13 protein-coding genes are annotated in these 19084 nt (G+C 71.6%); 7 read left to right on the top strand and 6 right to left on the bottom strand.

Going from position 1 to position 19084, the window contains the following annotated elements; all coding sequences use genetic code 11:
• Positions 1-10: 10 nt before the first annotated feature.
• Positions 11-2338: a putative bifunctional diguanylate cyclase/phosphodiesterase gene (locus ACQ452_RS06760; protein WP_433394011.1), complete on the bottom strand. Its 2328-nt coding sequence runs from the start codon at positions 2336-2338 to the stop codon at positions 11-13.
• Between the two features lie 128 nt (positions 2339-2466).
• Here ACQ452_RS06760 and ilvD point away from each other — a divergent pair, with 128 nt between their 5' ends.
• The 5 genes from ilvD to ACQ452_RS06735 all read left to right on the top strand — a co-directional run bounded on the left by ilvD (position 2467) and on the right by ACQ452_RS06735 (position 6252).
• Positions 2467-4314: a dihydroxy-acid dehydratase gene (ilvD, locus tag ACQ452_RS06755; protein WP_433391107.1), complete on the top strand. Its 1848-nt coding sequence runs from the start codon at positions 2467-2469 to the stop codon at positions 4312-4314.
• 345 nt (positions 4315-4659) lie between these two features.
• Positions 4660-4923, top strand: a complete 264-nt coding sequence (locus ACQ452_RS06750) for a hypothetical protein (protein ID WP_433391105.1) — start codon at positions 4660-4662, stop codon at positions 4921-4923.
• A gap of 12 nt (positions 4924-4935) precedes the next feature.
• Positions 4936-5196, top strand: coding sequence for a hypothetical protein (locus tag ACQ452_RS06745; RefSeq protein WP_433391102.1), 261 nt, complete (start codon positions 4936-4938; stop codon positions 5194-5196).
• Positions 5193-5840 carry a hypothetical protein gene (locus ACQ452_RS06740; RefSeq protein ID WP_433391099.1) on the top strand — a complete coding sequence of 216 codons (648 nt, stop codon included), beginning with the start codon at positions 5193-5195 and terminating at the stop codon, positions 5838-5840. The genes ACQ452_RS06745 and ACQ452_RS06740 overlap by 4 nt, the downstream gene beginning before the upstream one ends.
• Positions 5827-6252 (top strand): hypothetical protein, encoded by a 426-nt coding sequence (locus ACQ452_RS06735; protein WP_433391097.1) that lies wholly within the window; start codon positions 5827-5829, stop codon positions 6250-6252. Before ACQ452_RS06740 ends, ACQ452_RS06735 begins: the two co-directional genes overlap by 14 nt.
• Positions 6253-6373: 121 nt before the next feature.
• Here ACQ452_RS06735 and ACQ452_RS06730 read toward each other — a convergent pair whose 3' ends face one another.
• From ACQ452_RS06730 to ACQ452_RS06715, 4 genes are read right to left on the bottom strand one after another with little or no spacing between them, the layout of a single operon-like run.
• A complete protein-coding gene (locus tag ACQ452_RS06730; protein ID WP_433391096.1) occupies positions 6374-8500 on the bottom strand; it encodes a DEAD/DEAH box helicase in 2127 nt (708 codons plus the stop codon).
• On the bottom strand, positions 8497-9798 hold the full coding sequence (brxD, locus tag ACQ452_RS06725; RefSeq protein WP_433391093.1) for a BREX system ATP-binding protein BrxD: 1302 nt from the start codon (positions 9796-9798) through the stop codon (positions 8497-8499). The genes ACQ452_RS06730 and brxD overlap by 4 nt, the downstream gene beginning before the upstream one ends.
• Complete coding sequence (pglZ, locus tag ACQ452_RS06720) at positions 9795-12536, bottom strand: BREX-2 system phosphatase PglZ (protein WP_433391091.1); 2742 nt, start codon at positions 12534-12536, stop codon at positions 9795-9797. The genes brxD and pglZ overlap by 4 nt, the downstream gene beginning before the upstream one ends.
• The gene (locus ACQ452_RS06715) at positions 12533-16393 is read right to left on the bottom strand and encodes a phage resistance protein (RefSeq protein WP_433391088.1); all 3861 of its coding nucleotides are present in this window, start codon (positions 16391-16393) and stop codon (positions 12533-12535) included. Before ACQ452_RS06715 ends, pglZ begins: the two co-directional genes overlap by 4 nt.
• 305 nt (positions 16394-16698) lie before the next feature.
• On the opposite strand from ACQ452_RS06715, the gene ACQ452_RS06710 reads away from it, so the two are divergent.
• Both ACQ452_RS06710 and ACQ452_RS06705 read left to right on the top strand, forming a co-directional pair.
• On the top strand, positions 16699-17481 hold the full coding sequence (locus tag ACQ452_RS06710; protein ID WP_433391085.1) for a hypothetical protein: 783 nt from the start codon (positions 16699-16701) through the stop codon (positions 17479-17481).
• Positions 17478-18782, top strand: a complete 1305-nt coding sequence (locus ACQ452_RS06705) for a 7-cyano-7-deazaguanine synthase (RefSeq protein ID WP_433391082.1) — start codon at positions 17478-17480, stop codon at positions 18780-18782. Before ACQ452_RS06710 ends, ACQ452_RS06705 begins: the two co-directional genes overlap by 4 nt.
• A gap of 22 nt (positions 18783-18804) precedes the next feature.
• Here ACQ452_RS06705 and ACQ452_RS06700 read toward each other — a convergent pair whose 3' ends face one another.
• The gene (locus ACQ452_RS06700; RefSeq protein ID WP_433391079.1) at positions 18805-19002 is read right to left on the bottom strand and encodes a hypothetical protein; all 198 of its coding nucleotides are present in this window, start codon (positions 19000-19002) and stop codon (positions 18805-18807) included.
• Positions 19003-19084 lie beyond the last annotated feature (82 nt).

Here is a 19084-nt window from a genome sequence, read left to right as displayed (position 1 = left end):
GGTTAACGGATCATCGAAATTCACCCGTCCGGGGGGCCGGGAAAACCGGTTCCACCTGCCCGGACGGGCGTGTGGCGGGCAGCGTCGGCAGCCGCTGCGGCGGTGCCATCCGCGCGGGCAGTGCGGGTGCCGGGACCCGGCGGGCCCCGGACGACGTGGCCGCCTCCAACATCGCCTCCAGGTGCTCGGCCGGCACGCCCCAGCCGAAGAGCGCGCCCTGGCCGAACCGGCAGCCGGCGGCGACCACGGCCGCCAGTTCGGTCGGCGTGGTCACCCCCTCGGCGATGACCTCCAGGCCGAGCTGGTGGCCGAGCCGCATGACGATGTCGACCATCGGCGCGAACGGCGGGCCGTCCACCGGCCGCACGGGCTCGTGCTCCGCGACCAGCCCGTGGTCGATCTTGAGGATGTCGATCGGCAGGCGACGTAGCTGCCCGAGCGAGGAGTAGCCGGCGCCGAAGTCGTCCAACGCGATCCGCACGCCCGTGCGCCGCAGCGCCGTCAGCCGCCGGATCAGCTCGTCCAGGTCCGTCGCCACGGCGTGCTCGGTGACCTCCAGCACCAGCCGCTGCGGCGGCACCCGGTGGGCGCGCAGCGCCTCGGCCACCTGCACCACGTACTCCGGGGCGTGCAGCTCCCGGGGCGACACGTTGACCGAGACCCAGACGTCGTGGCCGTCGGCCAGCCAACGGGAGAGCTGTTGGCAGGCCTGGTGCAGCACCCAGGCGCCCAGCTTGGCGATCATCCCGCACTCCTCCGCCAGCGGGATGAACTCGTCCGGGCCGACGTTGCCCAGCACCGGATGACGCCAGCGCAGCAACGCCTCCGCCCCGACCGGGCGCACCGACGGCAGCGAGGCCACCGGCTGGAACACCAGGCGCAACTCGTCGCGCTCGATCGCGCCGCGCAGTTCGTGCTCCAGGGTGCTGCGCCGGCGCAGCAGCTTGTCGTACGCGGCGTCGTAGCGCTCGATCCGGTTCTTGCCGCGCTGCTTGGCGTAGCGCAGCGCCAGGTCGGCGTGGCGCAGCAGCAGCTCCACGTCGGGCTCGCCGGCCCAGCCCGCCACCCCGATGCTCACCGACAGGAAGACCGGCCCCTCCGGCTGGTCGTAGGCGCGTCCGAGCACGCCGAGCAGGCGTTCGGCGACCCGGTCCGCCTCGGCCGGCCGGCCGTGCATCAGCACCGCGAACTCGTCGCCGCCGAGCCGGGCCGCCACGTCACCGGGGCGCAGGTTGGCGCGCAGCCGCTCGCCCACCTCGGCCAGCACCGCGTCGCCGACGTCGTGCCCGCGCATGTCGTTGACGTGCTTGAAACCGTCCATGTCGAGACCGAGCAGCACGCAGGGGGCGCCGGCCCCGGCGCAGCGGTGCAGCGCCTGCGACAGCCCCCGCCGGTTGGCCAGCCCGGTCAACTGGTCGGTGTGCGCCAGCTCGCGGAAGTGCGCCTCGCGCTCGGCCAGACGTTGGGCGTAGCCACGCAGGTCGCGCAGCGTGAGGTATTGCCGGGTCACCAGGGCGAAGCCCTCCACGCTGCCGGCGACGATGCCGAGCGCGTCGAAGTGGCCGTCCTGGAGGAGGTGGTACATCGCCGAGGCGGCCATGGCGAACATCGGCACGAACGCGTGGGCGCTGTCACGGCGGATCAGGTCGGGGGCCGCCCGGGCCGGCACGTCCCGCTGCCGGGCGGCCAGCGCGGCGGCGACCAGGCCGCCGGTGAGCGCCACCGCCCCGCTCAGCGCCACGCCCGGCCCGGCCTGGCAGACGCCCGCGGCGACGCCCAGCCCGCCGCAGGTGACGGCGGTGGCCCCGGCGCCGAGCAGGGCGACCCGGTGCCGCGGAGGCGGGGCACGCAGCGCCACGACCAGGGCGACCCCGGCGGTCAGCGCGGCACTTACCGTGGCGAGCAGGATCGGCACGCAGGACATCGGGGTGGCGTCGCCGAGCAGCCGGGTCGGCTCGGAGAAGAGCACCCAGCCGACGAACCAGAACGCCGCCGCCAGCACCAGAGCGTCGAGCGCGAGCCGGGCGGTGGCCGCCTTCGTGGCGGCCACGCCGGGCAGCCGGAGCAACCCGGCGGAGAAGAGCAGCCCACCGACCGCCGTGCCGATCGAGACGACGCCGGCCCAGCCGGTGTGCCGCCGCGGCACGTGCCCCCCGTGCCCGGTGGAGGCCAGCGCCACGGCCAGCCCGAGCAGCAGGGTGACCAGCGCGACCCCCGACGCGGCGGCGACGAGCGCGTAGGCCCGGCGGTGTCGCCCGGCGCGGCGCCGGGCGACGACGGCCGACAGCGTGGTGGCCGCGACGGCCATCAACCCGCACAGCACGGCGGTCGCGACCATGACCGGAGGGAACCGCACCCCCCAACTCTGCCGGATGCGCCCCCCGCGTGGGGGGCGGGGTGTGCATCCTTTGGGACACGGCGCGCACGGCCGCTCGCCGCTCCCGCGCCGGTGTCACACTTGTGGGCATGCCTGAGCTGCGGTCGAAGACCTCCACCCACGGTCGGATGATGGCCGGTGCCCGGGCCCTGTGGCGGGCCACCGGGATGACCGACGACGACTTCGGCAAGCCGATCGTCGCCATCGCCAACAGCTTCACCCAGTTCGTGCCCGGTCACGTGCACCTCAAGGACATGGGCGGCCTGGTCGCCGAGGCGGTGGCGGAGGCCGGCGGGGTGGGCCGCGAGTTCAACACGATCGCCGTGGACGACGGCATCGCCATGGGCCACGGCGGCATGCTCTACTCCCTGCCCAGCCGGGAGCTGATCGCCGACGCGGTGGAGTACATGGTCAACGCGCACTGCGCCGACGCCCTGGTCTGCATCTCCAACTGCGACAAGATCACCCCGGGCATGCTGCTGGCCGCCCTGCGGCTCAACATCCCGACAGTCTTCGTCTCCGGCGGCCCGATGGAGGCCGGCAAGACGGTGGCGATCGAGGGCGTCGTGCACTCGAAGATCGACCTCATCGACGCCATGATCGCCTCATCCAACGAGGCCGTCACCGACGACCAGCTCGGCGAGATCGAGCGCTCGGCCTGCCCGACCTGCGGCTCCTGCTCCGGCATGTTCACCGCCAACTCGATGAACTGCCTCGCCGAGGCGATCGGCCTGGCCCTGCCCGGCAACGGCTCGACGCTGGCCACCCACGCCGCGCGCCGGTCGCTCTTCGTCGAGGCCGGCCGCACCGTCGTGGAGATCGCCAAGCGGTGGTACGACGGTGACGACGCCTCCGTGCTGCCACGCGCCGTCGCCAGCCGGGCCGCGTTCGACAACGCGGTCGCCCTGGACGTGGCGATGGGCGGCTCGACAAACACGATCCTGCACCTGCTCGCCGCCGCCCGCGAGGCCGAGATGGACTTCGACGTCGCCGACATCGACGCCATCTCCCGCCGGGTGCCCTGCCTGGCCAAGGTCGCCCCGAACTCCCCGAAATACCACATGGAGGACGTGCACCGGGCCGGCGGCATCCCGGCCATCCTCGGCGAACTGGACCGGGCCGGCCTGCTCCACCGGGACGTGCACGCGGTGCACTCCCCCAGCCTGGAGCGCTGGCTGGCCGACTGGGACGTCCGGGGCGGATCGGCGACGCCCGAGGCGCTCGAGTTGTTCCACGCCGCCCCCGGCGGGGTGCGCACCACCGAGCCGTTCTCCACCACCAACCGCTGGTCCTCGCTGGACACCGACGCCGCCGACGGCTGCGTGCGGGACCTCGCCCACGCCCACAGCGCGGACGGCGGGCTGGCCATCCTGCACGGCAACCTGGCCCCGCAGGGCTGCGTCGTGAAGACCGCCGGGGTGCCCGAGGAATGCCTGACCTTCCGCGGCCCGGCCAAGGTCTACGAGTCCCAGGACGACGCCGTCGAGGCGATCCTCAACAAACGGATCGTCGCCGGCGACGTGGTGGTGATCCGCTACGAGGGGCCGAAGGGTGGCCCCGGAATGCAGGAGATGCTCTACCCCACCTCCTTCCTCAAGGGCCGGGGGCTGGGCAGATCCTGCGCGCTGATCACCGACGGCCGCTTCTCCGGCGGCACCTCCGGCCTCTCCATCGGCCACGCCTCCCCCGAGGCGGCCTCCGGCGGGCTGATCGCCCTCGTCGAGCCCGGCGACGAGATCGTCATCGACATCCCCGCCCGGTCGATCGAGCTGAACGTGGCCCCCGACGTGCTGGAGGCCCGCCGCATCGCCCAGGAGAAGCGCGACAAGCCGTACACCCCGCTCGACCGGCAACGGCCGGTGTCGGCGGCGCTGCGCGCGTACGCCTCGATGGCGACCTCGGCCAGCGACGGCGCGTACCGCCGCGTACCGGAGTAGCCGCCGAGCCCGGCGGGCCGGTGTGCCCGCCGGCCGCCGGGCTCGAAGTAGCCGGTGTGCCCGCCGGCCGCCGGGGCTCGGCGGCAGATCTTGGCAGGAAACGGCCCTTTCAGTGGCACTTTCCCATCGAGATCGGTGCGGTGGGGGTCGGCATGCGTTCACCGCACGCCGCGTGGGTCGGGGGCTTCGGCGAGGAGGCGTACGCCGTCGTCGTCGTGCCGGTGCATGGTGTTTCGGGGAAGTGCCGTCCGCCCATCGCGGGACTGCGGGCCACGCCCGTCTCCTATAGTGTCCGTCCAACCACGCAGATGTGAACTCCTTTGCGCGATGCCAGGTGGAGGGCGGATGGCCAGCATCGAGGAAGTCAGGGCGGCGCTGACGCAGGCCGCCGAGCAGGGCAACGTGACGATCAACCAGATCCGGGCCGCCGCCGAGAACACCGAACAGATGCTGGCCCGCCTGCGCGCCATCGCCTCAGGAACCGGGCATCCCAGGATCGCCGAAGCCATCGCCCGGGGCGAGCAGAGCAAACAGCGCACGGCCGAAGCCATGACCCTCGTGCGGGGCAGTGCGGAGGCGGCTCATCGCTACATCGGCGCCCTCGGCTGAGCAACCACCACAATGAGTGTCGGCGAGGTCAAGGCGGCTCTCCGCGCCGCCATCGAAGCCGCCCGCCAGGGACGGCGGATGTTGGACCAGGCGGCCACAGAGGCCGACGCGGCCACCGCAACGGCGAACGCCGTCCTGCACGGCAGCCAGCACGAGGAGGTGACCGCCGTCCGTCAGGCGCTCGACTCCGCCAGGGCAGAGGTCCGACCGACTCGCCGCCGCTTTGACGCCACCGTCGAACACGCGAACGACTACCTCACCCGGCTCGGATGACCGGCAGCATCGGCGAGTTGGTCGCACAGCTCCTCGCCGTACGCGGAAAGCTCGATGCCGCCGCTGTCACAGCGCTGCGCGCCCGGACGGATGCGGAACAGGCGCTGGCGCACCTGACCGAGGCCCAGCGGGGCAGCAGTGACGGGCGGTTACGCGCCGCCGTCGCGGACGCTGAGGTGGCCCGCGACAAAGCCGGCCGCTACGCCCGCCTCCTGGCCGAGGCGGCCCGGCACCTCACCGGGTACGTCAACACCATCGCTCCCGGTGCCGCCCCCTCCGGGCCGGCTGGGCACGATGCCTCCCCGTCGGGAGACCGCCTGGTGACCGAGGCCGAAAGGCGTGGGCGCCGCGCCGACGACGCCTGGCGCAAGCAGGTCAGAAGTGCAGACAACACCGAGGACAGCTTGAAGAACGCCGAAACCAACGCCAGAGAGGTGTTCAAGTTCTTCAAACAGCAACAGAGCGGTGCCACGAGCGGCACGACGAGCCAGCACCCTTCGCCGGCTCAGGAACGGCCGCAAGTTGACAACCCGGTGACCGCCGTAGTGATGGCAGCCGGTGCGTTGGCGGTGACCGCGAAGGCAATGTGGAAGCATGGCAGGGCTCGACGAGCGAGGAAGCGGGACGATCATGATCAAGCCTGAGCTGCCGGAGTACATCCGCACGATGGTGCGGGGCGATCACGCCGCCAACGACGCGGTCGAGACGAGGCTTGACGCCGAGGGATGGGACGGTCTCCCACGTTTCCTCGCAGCGGTCTTCTTCCTTGCCGTCGACCGCCGTTTCGGCGAGACCGCTGGGCGCTCCGAGGTCATCACGTTCGTCGGCGATCTCCGGGCCGGGCTCGCCGATGGCGGGCCGGAGATCGACGCCGAGGCTGCCGAGACGCTCATCATGTCGATCATCAACCCGTCAGTCGACTACTCGATCGGTCAGGAGATGATCGGTCGTATCCAGGCGGCCACGGTGCAGAAAGTTCTCACCGAAGAGAACCTGACGGACGACGAGCTGGACGCCCTGCTCGATGAGGCAGTTGCCCTCTCCTCACGAGCCTGAGTCGCCCAGCCTCAGCACCCGACCGGGGCGATGACCAGCGACGACACCGCGGCGACGAGCAGCACGGCACCCGTGCCGAGCCGACCACCGCGCTTATTGCCAAGGTCTCCGTCGTGGCAGGTCAGGCTGTCAGGGCGACGAACCGGACGGGCTCCTTCAACACGATCTCCGCTGCGGGCACGTCGGCCAGGCGTGCCGCGAGGGTCGCGCGCGCCAGCCGCTCCGGCAGCGCGGTGCTGAACTTCAGTCCGGCCAGGGCTCGGGCGTTGACCTCCGGCAGGCAGATCCGCTGCGCCGCGTCAGCCGCCAGCGACCTCCACTCCGCCCGGCTCAGGTCGGCCCGGAGCCGGATCGCATAGTCGTCAAATCGCTGCATCGGGTCGATCACCTCGCCGAGAGTCGCGGTTAGGGTCGCGTTCGCACGTAGGCCGGCCCAGGTCCACCAGCTCAGGTCGCCGTTAGTCGCCCGTACGACCAGGCTTCCGCCCGGATGCACCACGGCCGCGCGTTCGGCGCGTTCGAGCGCCAACCGGTCTATCGCCCTCGTCGTCATTCGGACCGGCGGGTCGCCCCCGAGGAGAACCTCCCGCATGGCCCGGGTGAGCGCGTGACTCGATCCCACCCAGCCCACCGAGGTCCATCTCGCCCGACCGCCGCCGTCGGCAGGCTCCACGAAGCATCGGCGGCGGCGCCAGTCGACGTACGTCACCCGCCAGCTCCGTCCGCCGAGAAGCAGACGGCGGTCACCCTGCACTTCTTCGGTGAGGAGGCTGGGGTCGATCCGACCTAGCTCCTGCCGGCCGTGCAGGACGGTGAACTCGGGCGGGCCGGTGAAGACCGCGGTCATCTCCATGAAGTTCCGCCGGCCGAACCGCCGCTCCGCCTCCGGGCCGATGAACAGCATCCCTCCGTCGCTGTCGAGGTAGCCGTGCTCGACGAGGTGACGCACGATCGGCTCCGCACCCGGGCCGAAGGGCGCGAGCCCGTTCCACGCCTGCGACCAGAGGCGGTCACCGACCCGATGCTCCTGCAGGCAGAGCGCGAGCATCTGCTGAGCGACGATGTGCCGGGGCTCCGGCGGTGCGACGACCGGCTCCACCCAGCGTCGCCCCCACAGCGACAGCAGGGCCGCAGCCCGGGTCAGTTCCTGCCCTGTGCGGCACAGGAAGAGGCAGTTGCGCATGCTGCCCGGGCGCCGGCCGGTGCGGCCGAGCCGTTGCAGGAACGACGCCACCGTGGCGGGCGAGTCGATCTGGATGACCCGGTCCAGGTCGCCCACGTCGATGCCGAGTTCCAGCGTGCTGGTGGAGACGATGACGCAGTCCCTCGCCTCGGCGAACGCCTGCTCGGACCGGCGTCGCTCGTCGGCGGAGAGCGAGGCGTGCGAGAGGAAGGTGGTCAGTCCCCGTTCCCGCAGCAGTTGACCGAGTTCCTCGACGGTCTGTCGGGACTCGCAGAAGACCAGCCGCTTCTCGCCCGCGTGCAGACCACAGATGACCTTCGCCGCGTTGGCGAGCGACCCGACGTAGTCGAGTTCGACCTCCCCGGGCGGCGGATCACCCGTGGGCCGAGGCTCGGCGATGGAGACGATGTCGGGGGCGACGACCCGCCCCGGGCGACTGCCCGAGCCCGATCCCTGCAGCCAGGTCAGCAGTTGGTCCGGGTTGCCGACGGTGGCGGAAAGCCCCACGCGCTGCAGCGGTCGGCCGGTCACCCGGGCCAGCCGCTCCAGCACCGCCAGCAGGTGCCAGCCGCGGTCGTCCCCGGCGAATGCGTGCACCTCGTCCACCACCACCGCCCGCAGGCCGGCAAAGAAGCCCCGGTGGTCGACGTTGGTGCTGACCAACATCGCCTCCAAGGACTCCGGCGTGGTGAGCAGGATGTCGGGGCGCTGCCAGAGCACGGCACGCCGGGCGGCGGTGTGGACGTCGCCGTGCCACAGCGCGGCCGTACGGCCCAGCCAGCCGGCGTACCGCTCAAGTCGGGGGTGCAGGTTGTTGAGCAGGGCCTTGAGCGGGCACAGGTAGAGCAGTGACGTGCCCGTCCAGCCCTCGCGGGTCATCCGGGACAGCAGTGGGAACATGGCTGCCTCGGTCTTCCCGCCGGCGGTGGGGGCAAGCAGCAGGGCGTCTTCCCCCGCGAGCAACGGACCGATTGCCGCCCGTTGCAGCGGTCGCAGGTCCCGCCAGCCGAGCGAGTTGACGACGTGGTGCAGCACCACCGGGTCGAGCAGGGTCGCCTCGTTCACTGCGACAGGTCGATGTCGTCGGCCCAGGCAGCGTTCCGTTCGACCTCCGTCAGCTCGTCGGAGCGCAGCGTCAGCTCGTAGTGCTCCCGGGGGTTCCAGTCCGGGAACTGGTCCACCCGGTCGAAGACGTCCGCGACGAGCTTCTTGAGGTAAATCCTTGGGGCCACCCCGACCTGGCCGCCCAGTCGCCCGGCGACGGCCCGGGCGAGTTCGCCGAGGTAGTCGTCGTCGGCCACGGCCGTCACCCGGTCGCTGCCGTAGATCTCCCGTACCCGCTTCCCGAGCTGGACCAGGGCGGCCTCCGTGAAGCCGGGCAGGCGCAGCTGGGTGGCCCGGGGGTTGTCCCAGCGCGGCTCGGGTCCGAAGTCGGTGGCGAGACGCTGGGCCAGCGGGGCGAGCCGCTGCACGCCCTGTTGGCCGTCGAAGAACGCCGGGGTTCCGGTGATCAACAGGAACAACCCGGGGAACCGGCCGGCGTAGATGTCGTCGACCAGTTGCCGGAGCGCGTTGAGCGCCTTGTCCCGCGCGTCCGAACGCACCCGTTGCAGGGTCTCGACCTCGTCGAGCACCAGGAGCAGGCCGCAGTGGCCACTGTCACGCAGCACCGCCAGCAGACCCTGCAGGAAGCTGAGCGCTCCGAAGTGGTCCAGGTCACCCTTCACCCCGGCGGCTCGGCGTGCGGTGGCGGCCACGTGGGGTTGGCCGCCCAGCCAGGCGGCGAGTCCCCCTGCTGTCACCTGATCGCCGGTCGCGAGGGCGGTCCGGTAGCCGCGCAGGGCCGCCGCGAAGCCAGGTGTGCTCCGGGAGATGTCCGCCAGCCGGCGTTCGAGCAGTTCGCCGACCTCCCGGTCGAGCCCGTCCGCATCGGCTTCGGCTGCGCTCCCCGCGGCGAGTACATCCTCCTCCAGGGCGAAGATCCAGCCGTCCAGTACGGGCCGCAGTGCACTCGCACCGAACTGTTCGGTGGTCAGCTGCTCTACGAGCCGCCGGTAGACGGTCTCCATCCGGTGCAGGGGCGTCTCCAACTCGGAGACCTGCACCTCGGCGACGGCGAACCCCCGACGCTTCGCCTGCTCCCCCAGCCAGCGGGTGAGGAAGGTCTTGCCGGCGCCGTACTCGCCCCGCACCGCCTTGAACACGCTCCCGCCGCCGGCCACCCGAGCGAGATCCTCGTTGAGAGCCGGGGTGAAGCGGTCGAGCCCGACGGCGAGTGCGTCCAGGCCATTGGCTGGCACCGCACCCCGGCGCAGGGCGTCGACGATGTCCCGCCGACGCCGGGCGCTCACCTCAAGCGTCATGACGGCTTCAACCCGAACTGCTCGACCATCAGCGCGACGTCGAGGATGGCGGTCCGCCCGTCCGGGTCCAGGGTCAGCACCGGATAGCCCTCGACCTGCAACAGACGGCGCAGGGCGGTGAAGGTGCCGGAGGCCCGGTGCACAGGAACTCCCGCCCGGGTGGCCAGCGTCTCCAGGGTGCCGCGTCCGTTACCGGCGACCAGGGTGGCGACCATGGCGGCCACCCGGTCGTCGGGCAGGGGGGCGCGGGTGCCCCGGCGGTCCGCGTACACCGGGCTGGCGAGAAGCGCGTCGACGAGCGCCGTGGTGGGATCCGCCTGGGCCGCCGGCTCCGGCGGGGGCGGTGCGGCGGTCACGGCCGGGGTCTGCAGGTCGAACAGGCTCTCGTCCTGGACCCGCTGCCGGGGGACACGGCGCGCCGGTCGCCGCCCCTCCGGCTGGGCAGCTTCGCGGGCGCCCACATCCGGGACCGCCGGACGCAGCGGCTCCCGCCACCACTCCGGGCTGGACACCGGCGCTCCCGCCCAGCCGGGGACGGCGTCCTCGTCGTGCGCGGCGAAGAGCAACAGTGGGATCACGGCCTCGGCCGGGGCCGCGCCCCCGTGGTATCCGGCCTTGCGCGGGCCGTACCTCAGCTCCTCCCGCCACGGCAGAATCGCCGCTCCACTCGAGAGCGCCACCCGGCTGCCCCGGAAGAGCAGCTCGCCGTCGCCCGGCTCACCCGTCGCCGGGCGCCACCTGTTCTCGCTGGAGTCAGATGGCCGGAAAATCGCCTCGGAGCCACGGTCGACGACGTGGCCGTGGTCCGAGACCAGCACCACGACCCGGTCCTGGGCGACCGCCAGCAGGTTCCGCAGCCCGTTCATTGTGTCGGTGCTCCACTCGGTGGTGCCCGGGTCGCTGCGGTCCAGCGCGTCGTCGATGGTGTTGATGACGGCGGCGACCAGCGGAACGGCGGAGTCGCCGATCGCCGTGGCCACCTCCGGGTCGACGGCCAGCCCGGCCGGGGTACGCAGGTCGGACTTGTGCAGCAGGACGCTGCCCGGGAAGCGGTCGCGGAGCGCCCTCGACTCGGCGTTGCGGTCGCCGACGGCGAGTCGCCCGCTGAACAGGCTGCACCGGTTGACCATGGTGATCGTCGGTAGGGCGGCGAGGACGGCGGTCCGCCGACCGCCGCCGGGGGTGAGTTCCGTCCAGGCGCCACCACGGCCGAGGGAGTCGGCGATCTCGATCCCGGCCGCCGCCCCCATCCCGTCGAGGACGAGCAGCAGGATCCGCCGCCCGTTGTCCAGGATCGGGCGGACCACCCGGTCCAGGACGTCCTCCACCCGCAGCAGGGAGCCGGGCTCCCGCTCGGCGGAGGTCATGTCCTGCAACAGCTCCGCGAACTCCCGGTCGTGGCGGGCCCGGCGGGTGTCGACCGCCGCGTGCAGCAGCCGGTACGCCTGTGCCACCTGCTGATCGACGTCACCGGCGAAGACGTCCAACCGGGCGCGGTCGACCCACCCGTCGTCGCGGACCTGGCGGTGCACCGCGTCGAGCATCGTGGCCGGAGCGGCCCGGTCGGGCACGGCCAGCCAGCGCAGGAGCCGGACCGCCATCCGGGCGGTCTCCACCCGGGCGCGTTCCGCCGACCGATGGGCCTCGACGTCGGCCAGCAGGTCCTGCGCCCGCTCAATCAGCTCACCAGCCGGTGTAACGGCTCCGGTGATCGGGACGGCGACCCGTACGGCGGCTCCGAAGGCACGCATCCGCTGGGTGAAGCCGGCCGGCAGCAGCGCGGAAGCGGCCAGCCGGTCGGCGACCTCGACCTCGACGGCTATCTCTTCGGCCCGGCGCAGCATCCGACGGGCGTCGTGGCGGACAGGTTCGTCACCGTCGAGGGCCCGGTAGATCCACGCCTCGGCGGCCTCACCGAAGGCCGTAGCCTGGGTCTCCGTCAGCCGGGTGCCACCGAAGCGCGGCTCCAGCCGGGTCCGGGCGACCACCACCTCCACGTCCGGTGACCGCTGCGTGCTTCGGGGCCAGAGCACCCCGGCGAGCAGGCCGAGGGGGATGGCGTCGACCCCGTGACCGGCACGGACGGCGGCCAACACCGGTACGGCGACCGGGCCGGCCACCTCGGCGAGGAACCCGGCGACCCCCTCGGCCCAGTCGGTCGGCAGGTCCACGAACCGCAACTGCGTCGGTGCGTCGGTGCTCCACTGGAGGAGGCCGGCACCGTCCAGCTCATCCGGGTCCAGGCCGAGGACCGCCCCGGCCAGGTGCCGCAACGCGTGGTCCCGGGTCAGGATCAGGCCGGATGGTGGTGCCCAACCCTCGGCCGGTGCGAGATCGGTGAGTGCGTCCGCCACCCAGCGGCCGGTACGCACCAGGGTGGAGTCAGGCCGGACCTGGCCGCCGAACACCTGGGTGACCAGATCCCACGCGTCGACGCTGCGGCCCTTCTGCATGCTCACGTGGGCCAGCAGGCCGTCGCCCAACTCCAGGTCCGTGAGGTCGGTGAGCAGCACGAGCTTCTCGTCGGCGGCCCGGTCGGCCAGCGCCGCGCGCGCCGCGATCGGCGTCGGGCAGGGGACGACCCGCACCGGGGTGTCGGCGACGGTGAGCACCGGCTCGTCGGTCCACTCGGGACGGGCGTGCAGCACGATGGCGTCGGTGTCGTCCCGCTCGGCGAGCCACGACTCGACCTTGCGACGCACGGCGGCCGGGCGCACGGCGGCCCGGGTGGCGCTCACGACTGCCGCTCCGACTCCTCGACGTGCCATGTGACGGCGATCCGCCGACCGGCGGTGACCTCGGCCCGCAGTTCGCGAACGAGCTGGTTTAGGCCCGACTCGTCGACGACGGTCGCGCGGTGCGCGGAAGGCGGCAGAGCAAGCGGATCGCTGGGATCCCGCGGATTCGGAATGACGACCTTCGGGTCGTCGGGGTGGGTGACGGTGCCGGGGCTCGGGTCCACGGGCGGCGTGACGACGAGCGGTGGCGGATCCACCGGCGGCGTGACGACGAGCGGTGGCGGATCCACCGGCGGCGTGACGACGGGCGGTGGCGGCACGGCCAACAGCGCCGCGGCGGACCCGACCGCGTTCTGCAGCGCCGTGACCAGGTCGGAGCCGTGCTGCTCGTCGTGGGCGGAAGCCGCCAGCTGGTCGATGATGTTCCGGGCGCGGCTGTCGGAATCGACCCGCAGCCTGAGCGCGCCGATCAGGGGCCATTGGGCGTCGGCAAGGGCCCCGCTGAGCCGCTGCGCCTGCTTGAAGACGCTGCTCGCGGCCTGCCCGTCCAAACCGTCGAGGCGCTTCTCCCCCTCGGCGACCACGCCGACGAGCACGACGTCGTCGCGCTCCTGGGCGATCTCGGCGAGAAGCTGGGCGACCCGCCGGACGGTGGCGAGCCGGCCAGACCTCGCATTCAGGTCCACGCCGAGCAGCTCGGCGTGCGCCTCCAGCTTCGTGACGAGATCCCGGGCGGCGCCGTGGTACGCCATGGCGACCTTGCGCATCTCCGTCGCAAGGGTGGCGAGGTTGGCCGGGTTGCGGAACATCGGCAGCACCAGCCCGAAGAAGGGCTGCCCGAACTGCACGGCCGCCTTCCACGTCTCGTCGTCCGGCATGGGCGGGTGCCGCAGCTCGAAGCGGTCCTCGACCCCGTTGGCCGCGACGACCTTGATCTTCCCACCGTGGTCGTACCAGCTGAGCTGCTGCTCGAACGCGAAGACGGCGATGATCAGGTTCTGCAGTTCGCGGTCGAAGCCCCGCCGCTTCGGCACGTCGAGCCACTCCCGGAGCCGGTGCACCGGGAAGTGGTCGCGGTAGCCCTCCTTCGCCGCCTCCTGCAGCAGGTGCCGGCTCCAGAAGCAGGTGCTCATGGTGAGTACGTAGCGGTGGTCGACCACCTCGCCGAGCTGCAACGGGTTGCAGATCCGGCGGAGACTCTTCTGGTCGACGGGCGAGGCGATGGAGATGCCGTGGGTCGGGTCGGCGGCGGCCTGCTCGGCGTACTGGAACACCTTGGCCAGGTCGGCGCGGCTCAGCGGCTTCTCGTCGACCGGCAGGGCCGGCGTCCCGGGGTACGACCAGTCGAGCAGCTCGGCGGTCAGGTTCTTGAACGCGTCGGCGAGCGTGCCGCCCCGGGGGTCGCCGACGCGGAGCCCTTCGGCGAGGGTGTGCAGCACCCCGACGGTGTCGTCGTGCACGTCGGAGGGCTGCGGGTTGGCCGCCCCGTACGCCTGCTTGAGCGCGGTGAGCAGGCCGTCGCGGAGCTGGGTCTGCCGCTGCAGCAGGTAGACGCGGCCCTGCTGCCGGTCGGCCTTGGGCCAGTCGGCGGCCAGGGTGTTGAGCCGCTCCCCCGCGCCGCCCACCCCGAGCAAATAGTTGATCTTCGCGAGCTGGGCGACCCGGCCCATCATGTCGTCGGTCAGATAGAGCGGCAGCCAGAAGACCGTGTTGGAGCCCCGGGGCAGCTCCTCGATCCGGGCGCGGTCGGCGGCGCGCGGGTAGTCCTGAGGGTCGAACGGGTAGTCGACGACGATCCGCCACGACTCGCCGGGGGCGAGCAGCGCGGCGACCGGCATGGCGTCGGGGTCGCGGACGTTGCCGAACTTCACCTGCACGACGTGCCGGCGCCCCCGCCAGTCGCGCGGCTGCTGCAGCTCGCCGTGGCTGCCCTCGCTGCCGGTGAGGCCCAGCTCGGCGCTGATCAGCTCGCGGAGCAGTTGCTGTCGCACGCCGGCCGAGGTCTCGTTGTGCGGCACCAGGTCGAGCAGCTTGTCGAAGTCGACGGTGTGCAGCTTGAGCGACACGACCGGGTCGTGGTCGTCGGTCAGGTGCAGCTCGCCGGCGTCCTGCTCGATCTTGCGCAGCCGGTTGAGCACCATCGTGTTCTCGTAGCCGGGAATCGGCGCGCTGATGGAGCCGAAGTTCAGCGCGTGCAGCTTGGCGGCGGTCAGGTTGTGCAGCGCCGGGACCTCGGGCACCAGGGCACCGAGCAGGATCGTCTTGACCAGCTTGTCGTCCAGCTGGAACTGGGTGTGGGTGGCCGCCTTCGCCTCGTCGATGCCGTTGAGGGCGAGCAGGATCGGGCGCAGCTTGCGCAGGTAGAGGGCGCGGGCGGCGTCGAACTGCTGGCGCAGCTTCGGGCGGTCGGGCAGCTCGCCGTGCAGCACCAGCGGGTCGAAGAGCGCGGCCACGCCGATCAGGTCGTTGACCCGCAGGATGTCCCGCCGCTCGACCAGCAGCTCGGTCATCACCTTCAGGGCGGTCCGCTCGCGTTGCAGCGCCTGGGACAGGGCGACCAGGGTGGCGACCAGGGCGGGCGAGAAGGGGTAGAGCTGGCGGAAGGCGGTGGCGTCGGAGCCGATACCGGCGTCGCCGTACTGCGCACCGAGCAGCAGGGTGTCCCACACCTCGCGGTTGTGCCGCACCGCGGCGAACGCGTTGTCGATGACCGCGCGGGCCGCCTCGTCGTTCGGCTTGAGCAACCGCCCCTCGGTGATCTCGGGCAGGTTGGTGTCGGCCAGGACGATCTCGCCGAGGCGGCCCTGCACGCTGCGCATCACGTGCGCGAGCGCCTCCCGTTCGGTGCCGCCGACCTGCGGGCCGAGGAACTCCTCCAGGTTGCGCTGGCGGGCCACGAAGGAGACCAGCGGCAGCGGCCGGGACGCGTCGGCGGACTCGACCAGCTTGTTGAGCTTGGCGCCCTCCGTGTTGACGAAGGTGTAGTCGGCGATCCGGCCGGAGAGCCAGAGGATCAGCTCGTCGAGGAAGAGCACGATCGCGTCGTACCCGAGGGACTTCGCGTGCCGGGTGACGACGGCGAGGCCGGTGTCGAGGTCAAGGTATTCGGCGCTGTGCACCGCGCCGCTGAAGAACGCCTGGGTCAGTGCGCTGACCAGGGCGTCGCGGTCCTTCGTGCCGGGCGGCTGCGCGGCGGCGTCGGCGTACCGCTGGGGGGTGAAGCCTTCCTTCTGGGCCCGTATCGCGGCCAGGCCGCCGCCGCCGCTCGTACCGGGCGCGGCGCCGCCGCCGCGCAGCGCCGCGAAGAACTTGTCGTCACCCAGGGTCTCGCGCAGGTCAGCCGCGTTCTTCAGCAGCGCGTCCGACCGGTGTACGGCGGGCAGCGGCGCGTCCGGGTGCGCGGCGGTGACGTGGCGCAGGTATCCCTCGAGGACGGCCTGCTCCACGGAGCGCGCGTCGAGCATGTGCAGCGTCAGGGTGAGGAACTTCCGCCCGGGAAGCCAGGGCTCGGCGGCGACCACCGGGCCCTCCAGCCCACGGATCTGCCGGGCGTCGGGATTGTGCGCCAGGATCTCGCGCAGCACAGCCATGAAGTGCGACTTGCCAGAGCCGAACGAGCCGTGCAGGAACATCGCCTGGGACCGGCCGGTGGTGACCGCATGGCCGATCCGTTGCAGCGCGCTCGTGAAGTTGTCCCGGAGCTGGTCGGTGACGACGTAGTGGTCCAGGTCGGCGCCCTCGGCCGCCTTCACCACGAAGTCGCCCTCACCGACCGACGTCGGAATCTCGATCAGGTCGCGCAGCAGCGTCACCGGTGTTTCCTCCAGCATCCCCAGGGTGCCCGACACGCTACCCATCGACCTGAATGCTCGGGTACCGCCCCGGATGGCCAGATTGGAGTCCAACTGACGGGATCACGGTGCCCCGATGACGGACATGTCCGCCGTTCGTCCGAGGAGACGCAGCTCAGCGAATGTCCAATAGAGACATGGCTCCGAGGTCCACCGGACGAGAGTCGGGTTCTCGACACCGATGGCTGTTCGACCAAGGCCAGCGCCGTCAGCGTTCCGGCAATCGCGATGACAACCATAAGAACATGGACGACTACTTTCAGCTCTCATAGACTCCCCCCGATGCCGCCTACCTCGTGGGGAGCAGGGAGATGGGCACATCGACGAAGTTACCGGGGCCGCGCGGTGAACCGTGGGCCTTAACTCGTGGCCAGATGACCCGATGGGCGGGCGTCGTCAGCGCGTCGCGACCTTCGCCGGAGGACGCCCTCCCGGCAGACCTCGATTCGGCGGAACGACTCGCCGAGCGGTATCGACGGGCTCTGGCGGACACCCTCCGCGATGACCCCGACATGTCCGGCCTACGCCCCGCAGCCCTTCGCGTCGGCGGCCAGCTCGTGAGCGTTCTGGCGGACCTGCTCGACGGCGAGTCCGCCCTGTTCACTGATATGGCCGGCTCTACCGCCCAGGAGCGCGAGGACGAGTTCGTCGCGCGTTTCGTCAGCACCGTTGGTGGCGATGGCGGGCTGGTTGGTGACTCCGTCGCACGTCGCGCCGCCCGCAGGACGGCCGAGAAGCTGCTCGACGACTGCCCAGCGGCGGAAGCGGCGCTGCGCACGCGCGAGGGCACTGTGCGCCTTGACGGCGACCTTTTCTGTAGCCTCTACCGGTTCTTCTTCGGTGAGTTCGTGGGTGAGTTCATCAGCACGGTGATTGTCGAGAGCCTCCCCCTGACGGTCCCGCTCACACTTCCCCTCGACCCCACCGGTCTGGTCGCCAGCGCCGTCACCCGGCAGGTCGTCGAGTCGCTTCCGGACCCCTGTGCCGAAGCCACCGGCCGCGATCCTCGGCGCGGCCTGCTCGCCGAGACGGCGGGCGAGCTGGTGAACGACATGGTGGAACACGCACTCGGATTGCGGGAGGCGAGCCCATGACAACCAACCAGTACGCCTACCACTACACCACCAACGGCACTGCGGCCAGACCCCAGCCCGAGGGTCAGTTGCTGACCGAGAAGCTGTTCCGTGCCCGAGACAGCTCCATCGAACGCAACCTCTCTCCCGCTCCACTGCCGCCCGTGTGGGCGGAGGATCTCCTCCGCATCGCCAAGGCCGCCTATCTCGCCGACAAGCTCTCCAGCCGGAAAAGTGCCTCGGACCGCTGGACCCGGGCCATCAGCCTCTCCATCCAGCTCGTCGAGCCGGATCCTTGGCTGCACCACGCCGAGCCGCTGGTGACCTCGCTGTTGGAGACTCTCACCGCGGACCGGTGGGACATCCGCTTCCACCCCGGTGCCGCCAGCCACCGGGGCGTAGCGGGCTGGCTGTTCGACGACGAGACAGCCGATGAGGTGGCGCTCTTCTCCGGAGGGCTCGACTCCACCGCCTATGCGGCGCAGCAGGCTGGGGCGACCGGCGGCCCGCTGCTCCTGATCTCCTACTACGACCCCGCGCTCAAGCGCCGTCAGGAGGAAATTTTCGAAGCCATCCGTCGCCTGGGCGCCCGCCAACTCATGCATCGGCCGGTGCTGCTGCAGTCCCGGGCCAACGGCGAAAGCCTCGAACCAAGCTCACGCTCACGGGGGCTGTTGTTCCTGTCCACCGCCGTCTACGCCGCCGCCGCTCACCGCGCCCGCCGGGTTGCCGTTCCCGAGAACGGGCAGTTGGCGGTCAATCCTCCGCTGACCCGGGCACGCCCGGCTTCCTGCTCCACCCGGTCGGTGCATCCCCGGACCATGCATCTGGTCAATCAGCTCATCGCGAGCGTCGGCGGAGACATCGAGGTGGTGAATCCGCTGCTGTCCGACACCAAGGGCGAGGTGTGCCGCCGGGGCCGAGACGCCGGGTTGCCGCTCGCCACTTTGATGACGACGGTGAGCTGCGGGCATCCGCCGCGGAACTACGGGGCCAGCCGAATGGACCACTGCGGGCACTGCTTTCCCTGCCTGATCCGCCAGTCTGGTCTGCTCGCCGGCCTGGGGCGGGACGACACCCCGTACGAGAGGGATGTCTGGGCTCGCCAACCTGCCGGTAAGGACATCGCCCGAGATCGACGGGCCCTGGCCGCCTGGCTGGCAGCGGATTTCGGGGTTCGCGATCTGACGACGGATCTGCCACTCCCGCCCCAGACAAGTCCGACCGCGCTGCTGCGCACTCTCGAACGCGGGCGGGAGGAACTCCGGAGCCTCTTCGCGCACCGCCACGCCTCCGGCGTTCCCCTGCCAAGGGCTGCGTGACCACCGCCTCGCCATGGTGGGCTCACCGCTCGATGGAGCACACCGACAAATCGAAGATCGGATCCTCAATCGCGTTCAGCAGCGGTCTGGACGCCGCGTGCTCGGGCCTGATGTGCCGGCCGAGCACCACGACCGCCACCGACGAAGCGCCGGCCGTCTTCAGCGCGTGGGCGAGCGACTGTGCACGAGAGCCGGTTGTCCAGGTGTCGTCGATGATCAACGGGCGGACGGCACCGACGTGCGCGGGCAGTTGGACCCGAACCAGTCGGCCTGGAAGCTCCGAACGTCAGGCCCGTAGGCCG

The organism is Micromonospora sp. KLBMP9576 (assembly GCF_050941805.1).
Taxonomy (GTDB): Bacteria; Actinomycetota; Actinomycetes; order Mycobacteriales; family Micromonosporaceae; genus Micromonospora.
The sequence above is the reverse complement of the archived record's forward strand: the minus strand, read 5'-3'. Positions and strand labels throughout refer to the sequence as shown.